The following is a 17,153-nucleotide window of genomic DNA, read 5'->3' on the forward strand; positions in this document are numbered from 1 at the left end:
CCCTGGCAAACGTCACACCCACGCTCGCATGCGAGCAGGCGGACGTGCGCCCGCGTGCGCCATCGCGCGCCTCATCCAAGGAGCCATCCATGCACACCATCCGACTTCAAACCAATCAGCACCGCCTCATCGCCAACCTGCGGCATGCGTTCAACCAGAGCTCCATGCTGGGCGAACTGCTGCAGAACGCCCGCCGCGCCCAGGCGAGCGAAATCCGGTTCTCCGTCACCGAGGACAGCCTCACCATCCAGGACAACGGCATCGGTATCGCCAACCTGCAGTCGTTGATCCACATCGCCGAATCCGGCTGGGACGAGTCCATCAAATCACGCGAAACTGCCTTCGGCATGGGTGCGCTCGCCACGCTGTACTTCGCAGAGCAGCTGACGGTCCGCTCGCGCGGCATCATGTTTTCCACGCCGACCGCGCGCATATTCTCTGGTGAGCCGATCTACGTCGTCCCATCGGACGTCGAAGTCCATGGCACGCAAATCCGACTGGACGGAGTAAGGTCGCCGCACCAGCGCGTGTCGTTGCCGGACTGGGTCAGGACCGAGATGCAGCGCCTTTGCGAGGCATTTCCCGTCAGGGTCTGGGTCAACGACACAGAGGTTCCCAGACCCCTGACAAGCCCGGACCTTGCCTGGCACCAGACATCCATGGGCCGTGTGTTGATCGACCTGCTCGGTGCCAGAACGCAGTGGCGCTGCTTCCTCCAGGGCCTGCCCATCCACGTCGGATCTCCGCGCTCCCGGGCGCAGATTGTCTTGCTGCCCGACGATACGGTCGCCAGGCTGCCTGATCGGCAGCATCTGCTGAACGAAGCGGAAGATTCCGTTCGCATCCAGGCCGCGGTGGACCAGGCCTACCGACAGGCCTTGGTGGACAAGAAGTCCGAGCTGCCAGCGAGCGAGTTCGCCGAGCGGTATGCGGACGCATGTGTCATTTCCTACAACGCAGACCTCCTCAACGACGTTCCATACGTGCCTCTTGCCTGGTTCCGGTCCTGGGATCAGCAACCTGCCGGCGTTCACCGGCTTTGGGAGGGGTACGGCGCTGACGGCGTGGTTTCCGCTGAGGCGCTGTCGGAGCGTGGCGTCTGGACGATCGATGCCGACGACAGTGATGTGCTGGTGACCGAGGTGTATCTGCAGGCGGCGGATGCCTATCTGCTGGAGCAGCCCAACCTCCATGAGGAGCATTGGCTCCGCAGCCTTGCGATCCCCATCTGCGCGGAACAGATCGCGGTCAGCATCGGAGCCCCCCTGCACCAGCAGGAAAATCCAGGCCTGGACGACTACGAGATCAGGCTGGAACTCGTGAGCACCCTGCAGGTCCGCGCTCTCGGAGGCACCACAGCCTACGATGTCCCGGCCCTCCGCAAGGGAAGCAAGCTGTTCGTCACCGCGCAAGCATGCAAGGTGACGAGGCTCATCAGCGACTACATCATCGACGATCGCTACGACGAAAACCGCGAAGACGAAGACGCGGAGACCATCAGGACTTTCATCGCCATTGGCAGCTCCTCATCGCCGGCCCCGGTGGTTGAAACGCTGCTGCCCCATGCCCTGCGCTATGGGAAGCAACCCAAGCTGGCCCACGCCAGCGTGACCTTGGCGTTCGATGCAGAAGGGAAGCTGGCGTCGGTCACATCCCCCTGATCGCCACCAGCTACAGCTGGCCTGCCACGGCCCCCACTTCGGTGCGGGGCCTTTTTTTTGCCCGCAATACGGATCGCGGCGACATCGGATTCACCGCCCACTCCGAGAACTGCCGGCGAGATGCTGCCCGCATGTGTTGCTGACGTCGTCAGCGCCATGCCAGCAGCCTGGATCGCAAGGCTGCCGCGGGATAAGTCCCGCGCGATCCACCAGTCCGCTTCGCATCGATTCGCGGACGAGCGCCTTCCTGGCGCCGATGCCATTTTCATCCACCGCCAGCGGGAACCGCCATCCCGCAAGGGCTGGCCTGCCTCGCGTTTTCAAGGAGTTTGTCCATGTCCCAGCCTTCGTGCTTTGGTCAGTTGGCCTTGGCCTATGCCGGCAAGTTGCTGCCGCTGCAGGTGCTGCACAGCGCCGCCGGTCACTACATCGGCACACGTGACCTCGACGGTCCGGTGTCTCGCGAATCGAATGAGTATTTCCGCAGCGAGGCCACTGCCCAGCGTGCGCTGGAGCGCGGTGGATGGTCCCAGATGTCCCACCCCTGATCCGCAGAAGGAGCCTGTCATGAATTCCACTCTCCCTCCGGAGATCGTCGAGCAGTTCGTTCAAGAACAGCGGCACTTCACCGCAGCGCCCGAAGCGTTCTTCCAGGCATGGAAGCGCGGTGCGGAAATCGCCGGTCACGAATGGTTCGGCGACGGCACGCCAGAGGGCCTGCAGCAGGCCACCAGCAAGTGGGATTTGCGTCCCAACCTGCTCGCCGTGGGCCATGCACTCGACGTCCTGAGCGGCGGCCAGCGCATGTTCCTCTCCGCGATGGTGAGCTTCTACAACGCCCGCGAAGGTGCCGCCATGCTGAGGCGCTGCAGGTTCGAGGGCCTGGCCGATTTCGGCGGCCTCGATCTGCCACGCCGGCAGGTCATTGCCGATCTGGTGCTGAACTACGTCGGCTGGTAGGGCCGCTCAGCTGCCCCATGGTTTTCTACTGCCACCCGAGCGCCATGTGTCCTGCCCAGGACCATGGCCCTCTTTTTTGAGCTCAACCTTCATCTCCTGACCGACGCCTGACAGCGCCGGTCGTTTCCTTGCGGATGCCATGTCCGCAAGGGCTGGCCTCCGATTCGCCAGCGGCAATTTCCCAGCAGCCACGACCTACCAGGCTCGGTGCGGCTCGCTGCACAGGTCATCCCTCACCGGGCGCGTCCTGCGTCCTTCCACGCCAACCCACAAGGGATATTCCTCCCTTGCGGATGGAAGTCCCTTGGATTTCTCAAGGAGTCTTCCATGGATACCCAAGCCATCCGCGCACAGATGCCGACACTGGTGCGCGGCCACGTGCCCTCCAACGTCCGTCGCTTCAAGTTCCAGATCTTCGACGGCGAACCCAAGGTCTCGATCCTGGGCCTTGCCGTCGATCCGAAGCCCTTCGACGGCAAGGTCATTGCCAGGACCGACGAGGCGATCGTCGTCAAGACGGGTCGTGCCGAGTTCGCGGTGCTCGACCGGACCCTGGTGACCGAAGTGCCCGATGAAGGCACCAAGGTGCGCGTCGAGCCCTATGCCAGGCGCCGCTTCGATGGCCTTCGGGCGGACACGCCGCAAAAGCGGATCGAGCAGACTTCCGACGGACACGCCTATTCGGTGGAAACGACGGTACTGGGCTCCGCGCCGGCACCGTTGCCCATTCCGAAACCCCGCTGCCCCGAGTTGGCCGCGCTGATCGAACAGCTGGAGCAGTTGCCGGCACCGGACGGGTTTCGTCGCATCACGCACATGCTGGTCGATGCGGGTGCCCGGGAATTCACCTGGGTGGATCCAACGCCCGCCCACATCATCCAAACGCCGCCGGCCATCGGCTTCACCGTCTCCACGGACAAGTTCGCCGGCGACGTTCGGGTGCTATACGACCGCGCCGCGGACCAGTACGTGATCGAACTGCATCGTGATGGCGAATGCGTCGATCGCACCGAGGACGTGTTCTTCGACGACCTCGGCAGCGTATTGGAATCGCGCATCGACGATGGCAGCTGGCGCCGCATTCAAGTGCGGCGACTGCCTTGATCCCCAGCCCACCGGGCGGGGATGGCCTCCTCGCCTACGTTTTCAGGAGTTCAGCATGTCTCTTCGATTCCGGGGCACCGATCTGCGCCCTGTCCTTACCGAAGCCCTCGCTCAGCGCTGCAAGCTCGTTCTGGTGAAGGACCAGGGCGTGTATTGGCTCGCGGAGCACGGCGAACGCTGCGCCGATGGGCGCCAGAAGCTGCTCGCCTACGCGATCGGCTGCCACCCCGACGTCGATGACTTCGATACGTGGTGGAACCTGGCGCATGGTGAACTCGGCGGCGACGACTTCGCCGAGTTCTTCGATCCCGGCCATGCCGTGTTCAAGCAAGTCCTCCACGGCGAGTTCGATCTGTGGCTCTCGGCCACGGACCAACTGCTGTCCGTGCGGGCGGTCCCATCCACCGATCCCCACGGCTGACGCAGCCATTCACCCAGCCCCCGCCATGCGGGGGCTTTTTCTTGGGCGTGTTTCTTGGGCGCACATCTTGCGCGCATTTCCTGTGTGCAACGGGAGGCAATTGAGCGCAATGCGGTGCGCCAGCGAGCCACGTTGTGGCTGGCGCTCATGGCATGCACGCGGGACGCTCACCGCATGCCTGCCGAAAGACTTCGGCGACATGCCAGGCGACCTCCGGTCTTCGAGGTTGCGCGCAGCCCCCCGGCTGCGTGACCGAACCAGTTCGCTCCGCATCCTCGCCGCGAACGGCCGCCGGTTCCCCGGCGGCGGATGCTTTTTTTGCCCACTCAACCCACCGCGGGGTTACGCACTCTCCCCGCAGGCTGGGGTCGGTGTGTCTCCGCTTTCGTCCTATGGAGATTCACCATGAACACCCCATCCCCAGCGAAGTCGTACTTCGACCTCCACACCTCCGGCATCGGCTACCTGCAGGATGTCCGCGAAGTCCCTGTCCGGGGCGGCAGACGCGCCCAGCCGTTTTTGGCCTGCAAGATCGCAGCACTGGTTGGATCGGCGAATGATCCGAGCTACCGCTACTTCGACACGAGGGTCTCGGGTGCCGAGGCCAAGAAGCTGGTGGAACGCTACCTCGGCGTCAATGATCGACGGAACCGGCCGCTGGTGCGCTTTCGCATCGGCGACCTGTGGCCCGACGCATACCTGCGCACCGGCGGCGAACGCAAGGGCGAGGCCGCCGCGAGCATCAAAGGCCGTCTGCTCAAGGCCGAGCTGATCGACCGTGCAGAGTTCAATGCGATCGAGACGCACGAGATCATCACCCGGGGCATCGGCTACCTCAACCGCCCCGAGGACGTGCGTCCGAAGGACGGCGACCCGTTCCTGTCCTGCTCCATCGCCGCGCTTGCGGGCCCGGTCGACGAGCCCGCGTACCGGTACATCGAGACGAAAGTTGCCACGGAAGCCGCCTGTCATCTGGTGCGGCGTTGCATCCAGGCCGTCGAGTCCGACCGCAAGGTGCTGATCGCCTTCCGTCTGAACGACATGACGATCGATCCGTACATCCGCACCAAGGGCGAGCATGCAGGCGAGCCGGCCGCGGGTCTGGAGTCCAAGCTCGTCCATATCGGTCTCATCAAGATCGATGGGCAGAAGGTCTACCCGGCCGGGGAATCCGACCGCGGTGCATCGCCGGACCAGCAAACGCCAGGATCCGACAACGCGGACGCACCCACGACCGATGACCATACCTCCGAGCCCGCCACGCGCGAGCCGGACGACGAGGCACGGGAGCGGGAGCCGGCTCTGGCCGATTCGTATTGATCCCACAAGGGCCCCTCGCGGGGCCCTGTCTTCTATTCCCGATACCCAAGGAGAACCACATGGCAACCACCACGGCACCCGAGCCACCATCGGTGTCGCCCATCGTCGTCCCAGGCCAGCTCACGCTGCGCACCATCCGCGGCCGCAATGGCCCGTTCACCGTCGGCCGGCTCGCCACGCACCTCGGCGTGTTCGAGGTCAAGGATCCGGAGCTGGAGCAATACCCGGAGGGCAAGTACGACGGGGAATTCATCATCCGCTACATCTTCCCCAAGTCCTACCCGGTCGGCGGCGGCATGCGATTCGAGATCCGCGCCAGCCTGGATGGCATGACGCTGCACGGCATCGACAAGCTCAGTCGCGACGATGCCCGCAGCTTTGCGCCACAGGACGTCGATCCGCTGGACGAGGAACCGGGAGCACCGGCCACGGCCACGTCGGCACCCGCTCCCGAGCCGAGTCCCGCTCCCAAGCCCGCACCCGAGCAGGCATCGAGAAATCCATTGATCGATACCACGCCGTTCGGCGTAGAAGCGCCATCCGCTCCCGCGACCGAGGCCGCCACCGCCAGCGGTGCCGACGGCGAGGACGCTGCGTTGTTCGGCGTGCTGTGGCCCCTGGGTGAGTCCGTCAAGCTGGACTCGACCATCGACCGCCGCACGCTGCGCATGCAGATCGCTCGCCTGGGCGCGCTCGGCTATGTGCTGGATTTCAGGTCACAGGAATGGCAGCGCACGTCGGAACCCCAGGCGGCGTAGTTCCGTGCACCGCAACCGCGGTGATTTCTTTACCCGCTGGAGCGCCTTCCCACGCCTTCCCTTTCGCAAGCGCACTCCGGCTTCTTTTGGAGATCTTCACCATGTCCACGATCCAGTGCAGTTCTGACTCACCGCGCCCCCATGGCATGTCCGGCGCATTCGATGAGCCCGCATGGCGCACGGTGTGCGACGAAGTCGCCACACGCGCCAACCAGGGTTGCGGTCTGTCTCACGACTACTACGTCGAATGCTTCAGTTCGTCCATCGATGCGCGCGCCCGTCGGTTGCCCCCAGACCAGCGCGAACAGGCTCTGAAAATCGCCCGGGAATGGGGCTACGCCACGCCTGCCGAGCGGCAGGAATCCCGGATCTGGAATGCCGAGAACGGCTATTGCTCGCACGGCATCGAACTGGGTTGCTGTCCCGCCGGTTGCGGTTCGGTCTGACGACGGGCCCTTCGGCCCATCGCCGCACACGCGGCGTTTTAACCACCCGCCGGGGGCGCTTCCCCGCGGGGGAGACCTCCGGCTCTTTTCTCTCAGGAGGCCTCTCATGGGCTGGTATTTCTCTCCCCAATCGCGGTCCGAACTGATCGCGCAACTGATCGCACCGCAGGAGACCGAGCGCGCCAGCGTGAAGGTCATCGCCCATGCGCTGCGCGGCAATGTCCTGTGGTCCGTCACGGAGGTGACCGCCAAGGCCGAAGGTGTGCATCGCGATCTCGCGCCGGGCCAGTCCCTGCGCAGCATCCGTTGCGATCTTCTGGAGCGCAGCGGCGACCAATGGGGCCACAAGCCCCTGGAAGAATGCATGCACCCGTATTACTACTCGTGCCCTCTGTCCTACCTGGACCTCGCGCCAGAGCAGTCCGCCGACTGGCGTGCAGGCGTTCGCGCCTACCACGCGCGGCGTCGCGCGCCCACGGTGGCCACGGCATCCGCCGCGGCGCCGACCGCCTGAGCGATGGAGCCGACATGGACGCGATCCTGACGGCGCTTTCGCCCTCGCTGTTGGCACTCGTCGAAGGAAGCTTGTCCAACGACGAAGTCTCTGGCGATGAGGAAATGCAGGAGCACTTCATCCGCAACGGCCTCTCCGAGGAACAGGCACGGCAAGCCCTGACCTACCGCGACCGGTACCTCCACCACATCTACCTGGAAGGTTTCACGCCGATCACCTCGGCAAACCAGGTGTTTCGCTTCGATCCGCACACCCGGCGATTCTCGCCGGGCTGAGCGGTCCTCTTCCATCCCCTGGGGGCAGTGCTTGCCCCGGCGGGCGGTGCTGTTCCCGTTGCATCCAAGGACACCACCATGCCTGCCAATCCGCCATCCACCCCGCCGCTCTACCGCATCGACGAATGCACCGACCTGATGGCCGATGCCTGCGTCTGCGGGGCACAGGGCGAACTCGTCTTTCTGTCCGTCTGGGCACGCGACACCGCCATCCAGGAGTTTCTGGCGCGCCTGACATTGCCAGGCGACGCGCAGGGCCTGGACCAGTTCCATCTGGTCACCGGCGAGGGCGCGTCGCTTCCCGTGTTCATCGGCAACGCCGAGCAGTTGGAAAAGCGCATGACGCGCGCCTTCCGCCGCACCCTGTTCGGCTCCATGGTCCACCTGTGGCTGTTCGATCGCCGCTGCGTGCAGCCCGACAAAGCGAACGCCAGCGCGCTCGCCCTGATCCCGAAGGCCGACACCGCATCCACGGAACGGTTGTGGACGCTGTTGCGGCAGACCTGTCCGCTGCCCCTGCTCGACCACTGGCGCGACACCGTGCTGGAGCTGCTGTCCACCCAGGCGATGCTGAGTCGCCTTCCGCTGGCCCTCGGGCCGCTCGAAGGCTATCGGCTGGCCCTGGACGTGCCCGTGCTCACCCAAGCACTGGGCGCATTGATCCGCAGCAGCGTTCTGCGCACCTGCGCGCAGGACACCCTCCCGGCAGAGCCGATTCGGCGACGCGCCTGATGCCCTCGATGGGCCTGCGATGCAGGCCCCTCCCCTTTTTCTCTCACCGCAACAGGAGCATTCCATGGCACTCATGTTTCCGCGCATCGCGCGCAATTTCATCAAGGCCGGCTACTTCCCGACCGACGAACCGACGCTCGCACGGGTGCTGTCCGCCCTCGCGCCCGCCAGCGGTCCGATGTGCATCCTCGATCCCTGCGCCGGCGAAGGCGTGGCGATCGCCGAGGCGGCGCACGCCCTAGGGCGCGCGCAGGTCACCGCGTATGCGGTTGAGTACGACGGCGAGCGCGCGGCCCACGCGCGTTCGCTGGTGGACCACTGCCTGCACGGCGACCTGATGGACACGATGGTCTCCCGCCAGGCCTTCGGCCTGCTCTGGCTCAACCCGCCCTACGGCGATCTGTCCAAGGACGCCAACGGCAACGTCGGCTACCAGGGCCAGGGCCGGGCGCGCCTAGAAAAGCTCTTCTACCAGCGCACCCTGCCCTTGCTGCAGTACGGCGGCGTGCTCGTCTTCATCGTGCCCAGCTACGTGCTCGATGCCGAACTGGTCGGATGGCTCACGCGCCACTTCGACGGCCTGCGGGTCTACCGAGCGGTGGAGACGCAGTTCAAGCAAGTGGTGATCTTCGGGCGCCGGACACGCCAGCGCGAGCTGGCATCCGAGCCCGCGGCCACGGCGAGGGATCTGCTGCTGCGGATCGGGCATGGCGACGTGGAGGCCGACGAACTGCCGATCGACTGGCCGTTTCTTCCCTACAGCGTTCCCGCCAGTCCGTGCGCGCCGGAGCATTTCTACCGCGTGACGATGGAGCCCGGGCAGTTCGCCGAGGAAGTCGGCCGGCTGCGTGGGCTCTGGCCGATGCTGGACACGCACCTGGGTGCCGCGCAGCAGTCGCTGCGCCCGCCGGCCCGGGCATTGTCCGCATGGCATCTGGCGCTCGCGCTGGCTGCCGGCGCGATCTCCGGCGTGGTGCGCTCCCAGAGCGGCCGCGTGCTCGTCGTTCGAGGGGATACCCACAAGGACAAAACGCTCCAGCGGGAGTTCACCGAGCGCGAAGACGGCTCGGTGGCCGAAACCCGCATCCTCACCGACAAGTTCGTACCGGTCATCCGGGCCTGGGACATGACTCCAGGCTCCGCGACCTTGGGCGAAGTCCTCACCATCCGCTGATCGGTTTTTTGCAGGGCAGCGCACCGCCGCCTACCGCAGTCGTTCCACGGGGCACCACCGCCCCATCCATCCTCACCCTGTCGGCGGACCGCCGATCTTTCTTCCCACCCGGGGCATGCCATCGCCCCGCAGGGGAGGTGCATGCCCCATTTTTCATGGAGCATCACCATGTCCTTCGAAATCGACACCACCGCGGACAACGCACCCGTGCAGGGCGACCTGCTCGGCGCGGAGCCTTCTCCCCTGGAGCTGGGCCTCACGGAGTTCGTCGCCGAGTTCGGCGACGAACTGCTGGAGTCCCTTAACCGCGCCAACCCACCGGTCTACAGCGGCCGACCCAGGGCCCATCGCCAGCGCGTCGTCGCAGGCCTCAAGCGCACGCTGTTCCCCGCCCAGGCCGAGGTGGTCCATGCCGCCGCCGAGCTGCTGATCGACCGCGGCGAACGTGCCGCGATCGTCAATGGCGAAATGGGCTGCGGCAAGACGACTGTGGGCATCGCCACGGCCGCCGTGCTGCACGCCGAAGGCTACCGCCGCACGCTTGTGCTGTCGCCGCCGCACCTGGTCTACAAGTGGCGGCGCGAAATCCTCGAAACCGTCGCCGGTGCCAGGGTCTGGGTGCTCAACGGCCCGGACACCCTGGTCAAACTCATCAAGCTGCGCGAGCAGTTGGGCGAGCGTCCCACCGGCCAGGAGTTCTTCGTCTTGGGCCGGGTGCGGATGCGGATGGGGTTTCACTGGAAACCGGTCTGCGCGGTCCGGCGCACACGCCGCGGCGACGTGGCCACGTGTCCCGACTGCGGCCATGTCGTCACCGACTTCGACGGCGAGCCGGTCCATCCGGCCTCGCTGGACGATGACGAGCACCGCAGGAAGTGCGGCCATTGCGCCGCGCCCCTGTGGACGCTCATGCGGCCTGAAAGCCTGTCCGGCAGCGCCCAGTCCTCGGCCGTCGCCAAGGCGCTCAAGCGCATTCCCACGATCGGCGAAGCCACCGCGCAGAAGCTGATGCGAAAGTTCGGCGACGGCTTCCTGGCCTCGATGCTGGGCGACAACATCCATGAGTTCATCAACCTGATGGACGCCAATGGGGAACTGGTGTTCTCCGATCGCCAGGCTGCGCGCATGGAGCGCGCCATGGCCAACATGGAGTTCGGCTTCGGCGAGGGCGGCTACCAGCCCACGGAGTTCATCAAACGCTACCTGCCGCAAGGCACGTTCGACCTGCTGATCCCGGACGAAGCCCACGAGTACAAGAACGGAGGCAGTGCCCAGGGCCAGGCGATGGGCGTGCTGGCCGCGAAGTGCCGCAAGGCACTGCTGCTCACCGGCACGCTGATGGGCGGATACGGCGACGACCTGTTCTACCTGCTGTTCCGCGCCCTGCCCGGGCGGATGATCGAAGACGGCTACCGGCCGGCGAAGAGCGGCTCGATGACCTCGGCCGCGATGGCGTTCATGCGTGACCACGGGGTGCTCAAGGACATCTATTCCGAGGGCACCGGCACGGCGCACAAGACCGCCAAGGGCAGCAAGACCAGTGTCCGAACGGTCAAGGCACCGGGCTTCGGTCCCAAGGGCGTGCTGCGATGCGTGCTGCCGTTCACGGTTTTCCTCAAGCTGCGAGACCTCGGCCGCGACGTACTGCCCCCGTACGACGAGGAGTTCCGCGAAGTTCCGATGGCGCCCGCGCAGGCCAGCGCCTACAGCGCGCTATCGATAGCGCTCACCAGTGCATTGCGCCAGGCCCTGGCCCGTCGCGACACGACGCTGCTCGGCGTGGTCCTCAACGTGCTGCTGGCCTGGCCGGACACCTGCTTTCGCGCGGAGAACGTCGTGCATCCCCGCACACGCGACACGCTGGCGTTCGTGCCGCCCCAGTTCCAAGACATGGAGGTCATGCCCAAGGAGCGGGAACTGATCGACATCTGCCGCCAGGAGAAGGCGCAGGGCCGCAAGACGCTGGTCTACACGGTGTACACCGGAACGCGGGACACGACCTCGCGGCTCAAGCGGCTGCTCGAAGCCGCGGGCTTCAAGGTGGCCGTGCTCCGCGCGAACGTGGACGCGAGCCGCCGCGAGGACTGGATCGCCGAGCAGTTGGAGCGCGGCATCGATGTGCTCATCACCAATCCGGAGCTGGTCAAGACCGGGCTGGATCTGCTGGAGTTTCCCACGATCGTTTTCATGCAATCCGGCTACAACGTGTACTCGTTGCAACAGGCGGCACGGCGTTCTTGGCGCATCGGGCAGACGCAATGCATCAAGGTGATCTACCTCGGCTACGCGGCTTCGTCGCAAATGAGCTGCCTGAAGCTGATGGCCCAGAAGATCATGGTGGCGCAGAGCACGTCCGGCGACATTCCCGAGAGCGGGCTCGACGTGCTGAACCAGGATGGTGATTCCGTGGAAGTGGCTCTGGCACGGCAGCTCGTGCATTGATCCTTTGACGACCCTTGGCGGCTCCTTCGGGAGCCGCTTTTTTTGCGCGCATCTCCTTACCAGGGGTTACCTCGGCAATGGAGGCGGCCATACACACTGTCCGGCTTGTCGAACCCACTTGGAGAGCAGCATGACTTCATCTCGCACACCACCGGCCACCTCCGATCGGGACGCGCTGCCGAGCGCACGGCCCCCGACGCCCGGCCAGCCACTTCCCGATGATGAAATACCCTTCAAGGCCGATGTCTGGAGGGAGAACGGCCGCGTGATCGGGGCCACCTTCAGCGGCCAGATTTCCACCACGAGGTTCAACGGTCGGGTGAAGACCGGTGGCGCCGAGGTCAATGTCGAGAGGGGGAACGCCTTCGGCTCCGCCTCCACCAACGGAAGCTCGATGGACGGCCGCGTGGGTTTCAGGACCGGCATGGAGAACTTCGAGTTGAGCGCATCGTTCGCCCCTGGCGGAGAGCTCAGCGGATCGGGCAGGGTCACCGTGGGCGATGCATCGTTCTCGTTCTCGAACGACTCCATCGGCACCGAGTTCAAGTTCGCCAGCGGCGCCAGCGCCGCGCTCAGCAGGAACGCTGACGGGGCTTGGAACGCGAGTTGGAACTCCCCGACAGCGGGTAGCTTCCAGACGGCGCTGAGCTTCGGCAACAGCGGCGGCAGCTGGGCGATTAACGCCAACTTCACACTCAAAGTCGAGTGACCCCATAGCATCGGCCACGCGCGCATGTCGGCGCGCGCACTGGTCTTCGGAACCTGGGATGGGCGCAGATGCCGCAGCAATCCTTCTTCGCTCGGGCCTTCCTGGCCGCACTGACCCTGGCCTTGGCCGGTTGCGCTTCGGTGGACCGCGGCATGCATCGCTTCGACGACTGGCTGGGTTCCTTCAAGAGCCGCGATGACGGCAGCTACCTCGCCACGTGCAACGAGCCTGGTAACACGTTCGATGCGACGACCGCGCCTCCGTGCGAGAGCGATATTCGCCGTCACTGCCCGAACGGCTTCACCGTGGCAAGTGTCGGCGCCACGGAAAACCCCAATCCGCGCAGCTTTGCCGAGAAGTACCGGGTGACGGCGCTGGCTTACTGCAAGTGATTCACCGCAGACGTTTCGCTCGATGAGAACGTGATCGGGATCGCGCTCGACCCGGGCTCGGTGAGTACGCCGTTTCCCGACACGGGCAGACCTTTGCAACCACCGCGACTCGCATGGTCGAGCTTCCTGTGGGTTTGTGGCAATCTGGCCGAACAATCCGCATCCTGACCCAGGAAATGTCTCCCTGTACAAGGCTGCCGCCAAGGCTTGCTTGGCCAGCCATCGACTGCAGCGCCTGAATCATGAGCAGCCCACACCCCGAGAAAGGACGCTTCTGCCTCCTCGATCCGGATATCCGCGGAGGCGGCCCTGGGACCGATGTTGAAATTTCCAACGAGCAAGCTCTTCTGACACCTCCACGCCTGATCATTCGGCCCTTCCTAAGCTGGCGGAAACCAGCTTCCGGTGGCTTGTGGTGGACGGATGCCGCTGACTCCCGAGGCTAGGAATTGAGCGCAAAAATCGCTCAGGCCATTACAAAGGTCAACACCAATGAAGACGGAAAACAAACCGGAGAAGGGCGTGTTCTACATCCTTCAGCCAGACATGCGAGGCGGCGGTCGTGGGCATGGCGTGCAGTTCGTGAACGAAAAGTCCGTGCCGTTTCCTGCATATCTGAGCAGCCCCCCCGAAAGCGGCGGACTTGCCATGCTGCAGGAAGTACCGCGCTTACGCCACGACCATCGGGATGGCGACATGCCGCGCGACCTGGACAGTGGATTCAAGGACTACTGGCTGGTGTCAGAGCCGCTGAAGCATGTGTTCCAGACGGTGGATCCCGAAGGCTTTTCATTCGCGCCGTGTGAGTTCCTGTTGGAAGATGGTTCGCAAGCGCCGCCGCATTACCTGTGCGAGGTGGTCAGGATACTGGATGCCATCGACGAGACAGCATCAAGGGTCAAGGTGCTGACGGGATATCCGAACGGGAAGTACTACAGCATTGCTGGCGGCGCCGACTTGGCATTCGAGAAAGAAGTGGTTGGATCCGCGCACGTGTTCCGGACGCCCTACACGGCGGATGCCTTCTGCGACCACATCTTGCGCGATGCTTTGCGCGCCAGTGGTTTCGGCAAGTCGCCAAGGACGCGGGGCGTTCGGCTCATAGACGCCGCCGGTTGCTGAACCGTGGTGCCCGCCGAGTGCCTGGGAGTCGCAAGACGTGCCATCCACTAATGCCATCCTGCAAAGCCATCACGTCCTTGAGCAGAGTCTTTTCCGCCAGCATGTCTTACTCAAGACGTTGGTCGAACAAGGGCTCATCGACCAAGATGCATCAACCAACCGGCTGTATCTGCCAGTGGATGGTGAGCTAGCCGATGAACTCCAGACCTCGCCGCATCGAGGGAGGACGCGAAGCTCCTATACGGACGGGATCACCCGCACCTTGGACGACCTCCGGAATTCTCCAGACGGCCGTGCTGCACTGAACGGCGATCCTGCCGCGTTGAAACGCGCGGCCACCCAAGTCGCCGATCTGCAAGACACCCTGAAGGTCGCCCTGATCAACGGTGACGCGTTTACCACCACGCCCAACCGTTTGACCAAAGCCGAAGCCAACTTACAGAACAATAAAACTTTCTCCGACCTCGACCACTACCGCGCGACACACGCCGATCAATTAAAGGCACTGCGCTCGATGGGGGCGGTGGAATCCGAATGGGCCGCCATTACCCATTCGGAGCATCGCATCGTGCGGGTGATCGACGCTACGCGCGCTACCGGCAGCAATCTGGTGGCGGCCCCCTACGAGCCCGCAGTGCGGGAAATCGCTGGGCGGGAGGAGTTCCGCCTCGCGATCGCCCACGCGGAGGACGCCGGACGTGTGACGTTGTCCGAATCCAACGCGGTATTGGTCCAGCAGGTACTGGATGACACGCCGACGACCATCGGAGGTGCCGCACGCGGGATTCGCCAGGTAGCGGGCGCATCACCGCCCCCCTACACCCCTCTCTCGCAACGCGGCTTCGCCACCGCCGAGTTGTTGGCAGGCGACCTGTCGGCGGGCCAGGCGCTGCGCAGCGCCGGCCTGCTCGCGACCGCCGCCGACGCAGTAGCCTCCGGTCAACGCTCCATACACTTTCTCGGCCAGGACATCCCGCTGGCCGCGCAATCGGAGCTGGCGCATTTCACCGGGCGCAACGCGGGTGGCTGGGCCGGCGGTACCGCGGCCGCCTACGCGTTGGGCAGCTCCGGCGCCGGGCCGATGGTGTTGATCGCGGCCGACGCGTACTTCATGAGCGCCGCTGGCGAAAAAGCCGCCGCCCTGCTCGACAACCGTGCGATCTACCGGCAGACCGATGGCGATGGCACACATTGGTCCTTCGATGGCCGCGCCTGGACACGGGGCGGCATGGCCGATACGACCGGCGATGGGATCGACAACCCTGCCGCCACGCCGATCGTCGCCAGCTACGCCAAGGCCCGTGAACTCAACTACCAGGCCACCAATGCCGCCGCCGCGTTGGCGCTGAAAGACGCCCCCGCGCCCATCGATCCCTATCGGCAGCCGGCCAATGCCGGCGACCGCCCCAGCCTGAGCCCTGCCGACTGGAGGCGCGATCCCACGGACGGGCAATGGCACCGCCTGGTCAAGACCGAGATCTCCGGCGCGAACGATCGGGGCAGTTATGCGCAGGAGACCGCCTTGCCGCACCGCGCGGCGGAATTGGATGCGCAGGCGCAGGCCACCATCGCCCGCAACATCGCCAACAGTCCTGGTGCGATCGCGGCGCGCTATGAGTTGGCCTACCACCGCAGCGGCTGGGCCGCCGAGGGCTTGCCGATATCGCCCGCGGTCCAGCAGGCGTTGCCGGATCCGGATGCCCTGACCGCTTCGAACGGCCAGCGGTACTACCGCAACATGGAGGGCCAGTGGACCGGCCAAGGCGCTCCGCCCGATGCCAATCGCGTGCTGGAACTGGACACCACGCGCGCGATGCTGCAGCCGGCGCTCGCCGAGCAGGCCCAGGCGATTGCCGCCATCCAGCAATCGCCGCCCTCGCCGCAGGACGTGCAGCGCGAGCAGACGCTGTACCAGTACCGCATCGTCGGCACGGAATTGCAGCCGCAATGGCGCGAAGCGATCGAGCTGGCGACGCAGCGCACGCGCGAAGCGGAAGGACTCGCAGGTGATGGCGCCATGCAGCTGCAGCGCGGCCCGGGCGGTCAGTACGGCGCCGACAGCCCGATCGCGCATCTCCAGCGCGGCGCCGACGGAGTGGAGCGCATCGCAGCGATCACCACCACCGAGGACATTCGCGAAGCGCTGCGGGAGGTGCAGGCACAGCAACGACCCGCGGTGCCTTTGCAGCACGTGGTCTCCGTGCAGCGTCCCTCCGAAGGCTCGGCGGATACGGACACCTCGGACGCTTCTCCCTCCAACCAGCACGCGCTCGATGTCCAGGCCCGCGGCCAGGCGGCCAGTGCCGCGCAGGAACGCCAGGATCAGCAGCAGGAGGACCGACAGGCGCGGGAGCAGCACCTGGCGCAGGCTCGTGCGCATGCGCTGCAGGAGCAAGCATCCCATGACGATCGGGCCCAGGCTACTGCGGCGCTGCAAACGCATGCGGCATCGGAACTCCGCCAGCAAGAGTCGCAGCAGCTGCAACAGCAACAACGGCAGGCCCTCGACGCGCAGCAGGACGAACAACGTCAACAGCAGGTATCGCACGACGCCCGGCAGCAAGAAGCATTGGATCGGCACGCTCAGCAAACGCAGTTGCGAGAGGAGGAAGAACGCCGAACTGAGCACTCCGACCAGCAAACGCAAGAACGCCAGCAGGTGCACGACGCGCAGCATCCAGAGCAAGCCCCACCGCCCTACCAGGTGGCTCTACAGCGCCAGCAGGAGCCCAGGCAGGAGGTTCCATCGGCTCAGCAGCCCGCGCCTCATCATCAGGACGCTCAGCAACGCACTCATGAACAACAGCGCAGCCCGGACCGCCTCGCCCAGCGTTCCGCGGAGCCGCCGGTGGAACGCATGCCAGCCTCCGACAACGACGTCGCGCAGCGGCGGACACAGGGCCAACACGCACAAGAAGAGCTTGCCCGCAGCGCCCAACCACTGACGCCGCACAGTGCAGCGATCTCGCCCGCATCGCCGGAAGCAGCGCGGCCAGTGCCGGACCAGCAGGGATACCGATACCTGTCCACACCCCACATGGAGCAGCAGCCCGACGATTCGTTGCACGCGCGCACGGTGCCTGCATCCAACGCTCCAGCCGAGCGACTGCTGACAGAACATCC

At 65.4% G+C, this 17,153-nt stretch carries 16 protein-coding genes and 2 pseudogenes; all 18 read left to right on the forward strand.

Translation table 11 applies throughout. The annotated features are described in order from the left end of the window. The first annotated feature begins 89 nt into the window (after positions 1–89). Positions 90–1,661: an ATP-binding protein gene (locus tag FLG15_RS11360; RefSeq protein ID WP_150146209.1), complete on the forward strand. Its 1,572-nt coding sequence runs from the start codon at positions 90–92 to the stop codon at positions 1,659–1,661. A gap of 335 nt (positions 1,662–1,996) precedes the next feature. Beyond that, a complete protein-coding gene (locus tag FLG15_RS11365; RefSeq protein WP_150146212.1) occupies positions 1,997–2,209 on the forward strand; it encodes a hypothetical protein in 213 nt (70 codons plus the stop codon). Positions 2,210–2,228: 19 nt separating this feature from the next. Beyond that, positions 2,229–2,621: a hypothetical protein gene (locus tag FLG15_RS11370; protein ID WP_150146214.1), complete on the forward strand. Its 393-nt coding sequence runs from the start codon at positions 2,229–2,231 to the stop codon at positions 2,619–2,621. Positions 2,622–2,948: 327 nt separating this feature from the next. Further along, positions 2,949–3,725: a GTPase gene (locus FLG15_RS11375; protein ID WP_150146217.1), complete on the forward strand. Its 777-nt coding sequence runs from the start codon at positions 2,949–2,951 to the stop codon at positions 3,723–3,725. A gap of 55 nt (positions 3,726–3,780) precedes the next feature. Further along, positions 3,781–4,146 carry a DUF3085 domain-containing protein gene (locus FLG15_RS11380; protein WP_150146220.1) on the forward strand — a complete coding sequence of 122 codons (366 nt, stop codon included), beginning with the start codon at positions 3,781–3,783 and terminating at the stop codon, positions 4,144–4,146. 405 nt (positions 4,147–4,551) lie between these two features. Continuing rightward, positions 4,552–5,466 carry a DUF3577 domain-containing protein gene (locus tag FLG15_RS11385; RefSeq protein WP_150146222.1) on the forward strand — a complete coding sequence of 305 codons (915 nt, stop codon included), beginning with the start codon at positions 4,552–4,554 and terminating at the stop codon, positions 5,464–5,466. Between the two features lie 59 nt (positions 5,467–5,525). Next, a complete protein-coding gene (locus FLG15_RS11390) occupies positions 5,526–6,224 on the forward strand; it encodes a DUF3275 family protein (RefSeq protein WP_150146225.1) in 699 nt (232 codons plus the stop codon). Between the two features lie 101 nt (positions 6,225–6,325). Then, on the forward strand, positions 6,326–6,670 hold the full coding sequence (locus tag FLG15_RS11395; protein ID WP_150146228.1) for a hypothetical protein: 345 nt from the start codon (positions 6,326–6,328) through the stop codon (positions 6,668–6,670). Between the two features lie 106 nt (positions 6,671–6,776). After that, entirely contained in the window at positions 6,777–7,184 is a 408-nt protein-coding gene (locus FLG15_RS11400; RefSeq protein WP_150146231.1) for a hypothetical protein, read from the forward strand. Positions 7,185–7,198: 14 nt separating this feature from the next. Beyond that, a complete protein-coding gene (locus tag FLG15_RS11405; protein ID WP_150146233.1) occupies positions 7,199–7,459 on the forward strand; it encodes a hypothetical protein in 261 nt (86 codons plus the stop codon). A gap of 78 nt (positions 7,460–7,537) precedes the next feature. Continuing rightward, a complete protein-coding gene (locus tag FLG15_RS11410; protein WP_150146236.1) occupies positions 7,538–8,191 on the forward strand; it encodes a hypothetical protein in 654 nt (217 codons plus the stop codon). A 64-nt stretch (positions 8,192–8,255) separates the two neighbouring features. Continuing rightward, complete coding sequence (locus FLG15_RS11415; protein WP_150146239.1) at positions 8,256–9,365, forward strand: DUF6094 domain-containing protein; 1,110 nt, start codon at positions 8,256–8,258, stop codon at positions 9,363–9,365. A 168-nt stretch (positions 9,366–9,533) separates the two neighbouring features. Further along, positions 9,534–11,807: a helicase-related protein gene (locus FLG15_RS11420; protein WP_150146243.1), complete on the forward strand. Its 2,274-nt coding sequence runs from the start codon at positions 9,534–9,536 to the stop codon at positions 11,805–11,807. Between the two features lie 130 nt (positions 11,808–11,937). After that, positions 11,938–12,516, forward strand: a complete 579-nt coding sequence (locus tag FLG15_RS11425) for a hypothetical protein (protein WP_150146246.1) — start codon at positions 11,938–11,940, stop codon at positions 12,514–12,516. A gap of 68 nt (positions 12,517–12,584) precedes the next feature. After that, positions 12,585–12,908 carry a hypothetical protein gene (locus tag FLG15_RS11430; protein ID WP_150146249.1) on the forward strand — a complete coding sequence of 108 codons (324 nt, stop codon included), beginning with the start codon at positions 12,585–12,587 and terminating at the stop codon, positions 12,906–12,908. A 492-nt stretch (positions 12,909–13,400) separates the two neighbouring features. After that, positions 13,401–14,030 carry an imm11 family protein gene (locus FLG15_RS11440; RefSeq protein WP_150146255.1) on the forward strand — a complete coding sequence of 210 codons (630 nt, stop codon included), beginning with the start codon at positions 13,401–13,403 and terminating at the stop codon, positions 14,028–14,030. 37 nt (positions 14,031–14,067) lie between these two features. After that, positions 14,068–14,256 (forward strand): annotated as a pseudogene (locus FLG15_RS23760) (hypothetical protein); the annotation flags it as partial. Between the two features lie 96 nt (positions 14,257–14,352). Continuing rightward, a pseudogene (locus FLG15_RS23450) lies at positions 14,353–16,780 on the forward strand (hypothetical protein); the annotation flags it as partial. Positions 16,781–17,153: the final 373 nt, after the last annotated feature.

Origin of the sequence: Xanthomonas phaseoli pv. dieffenbachiae, assembly GCF_008639345.1 — a bacterium.
GTDB lineage: Bacteria > Pseudomonadota > Gammaproteobacteria > Xanthomonadales > Xanthomonadaceae > Xanthomonas > Xanthomonas phaseoli.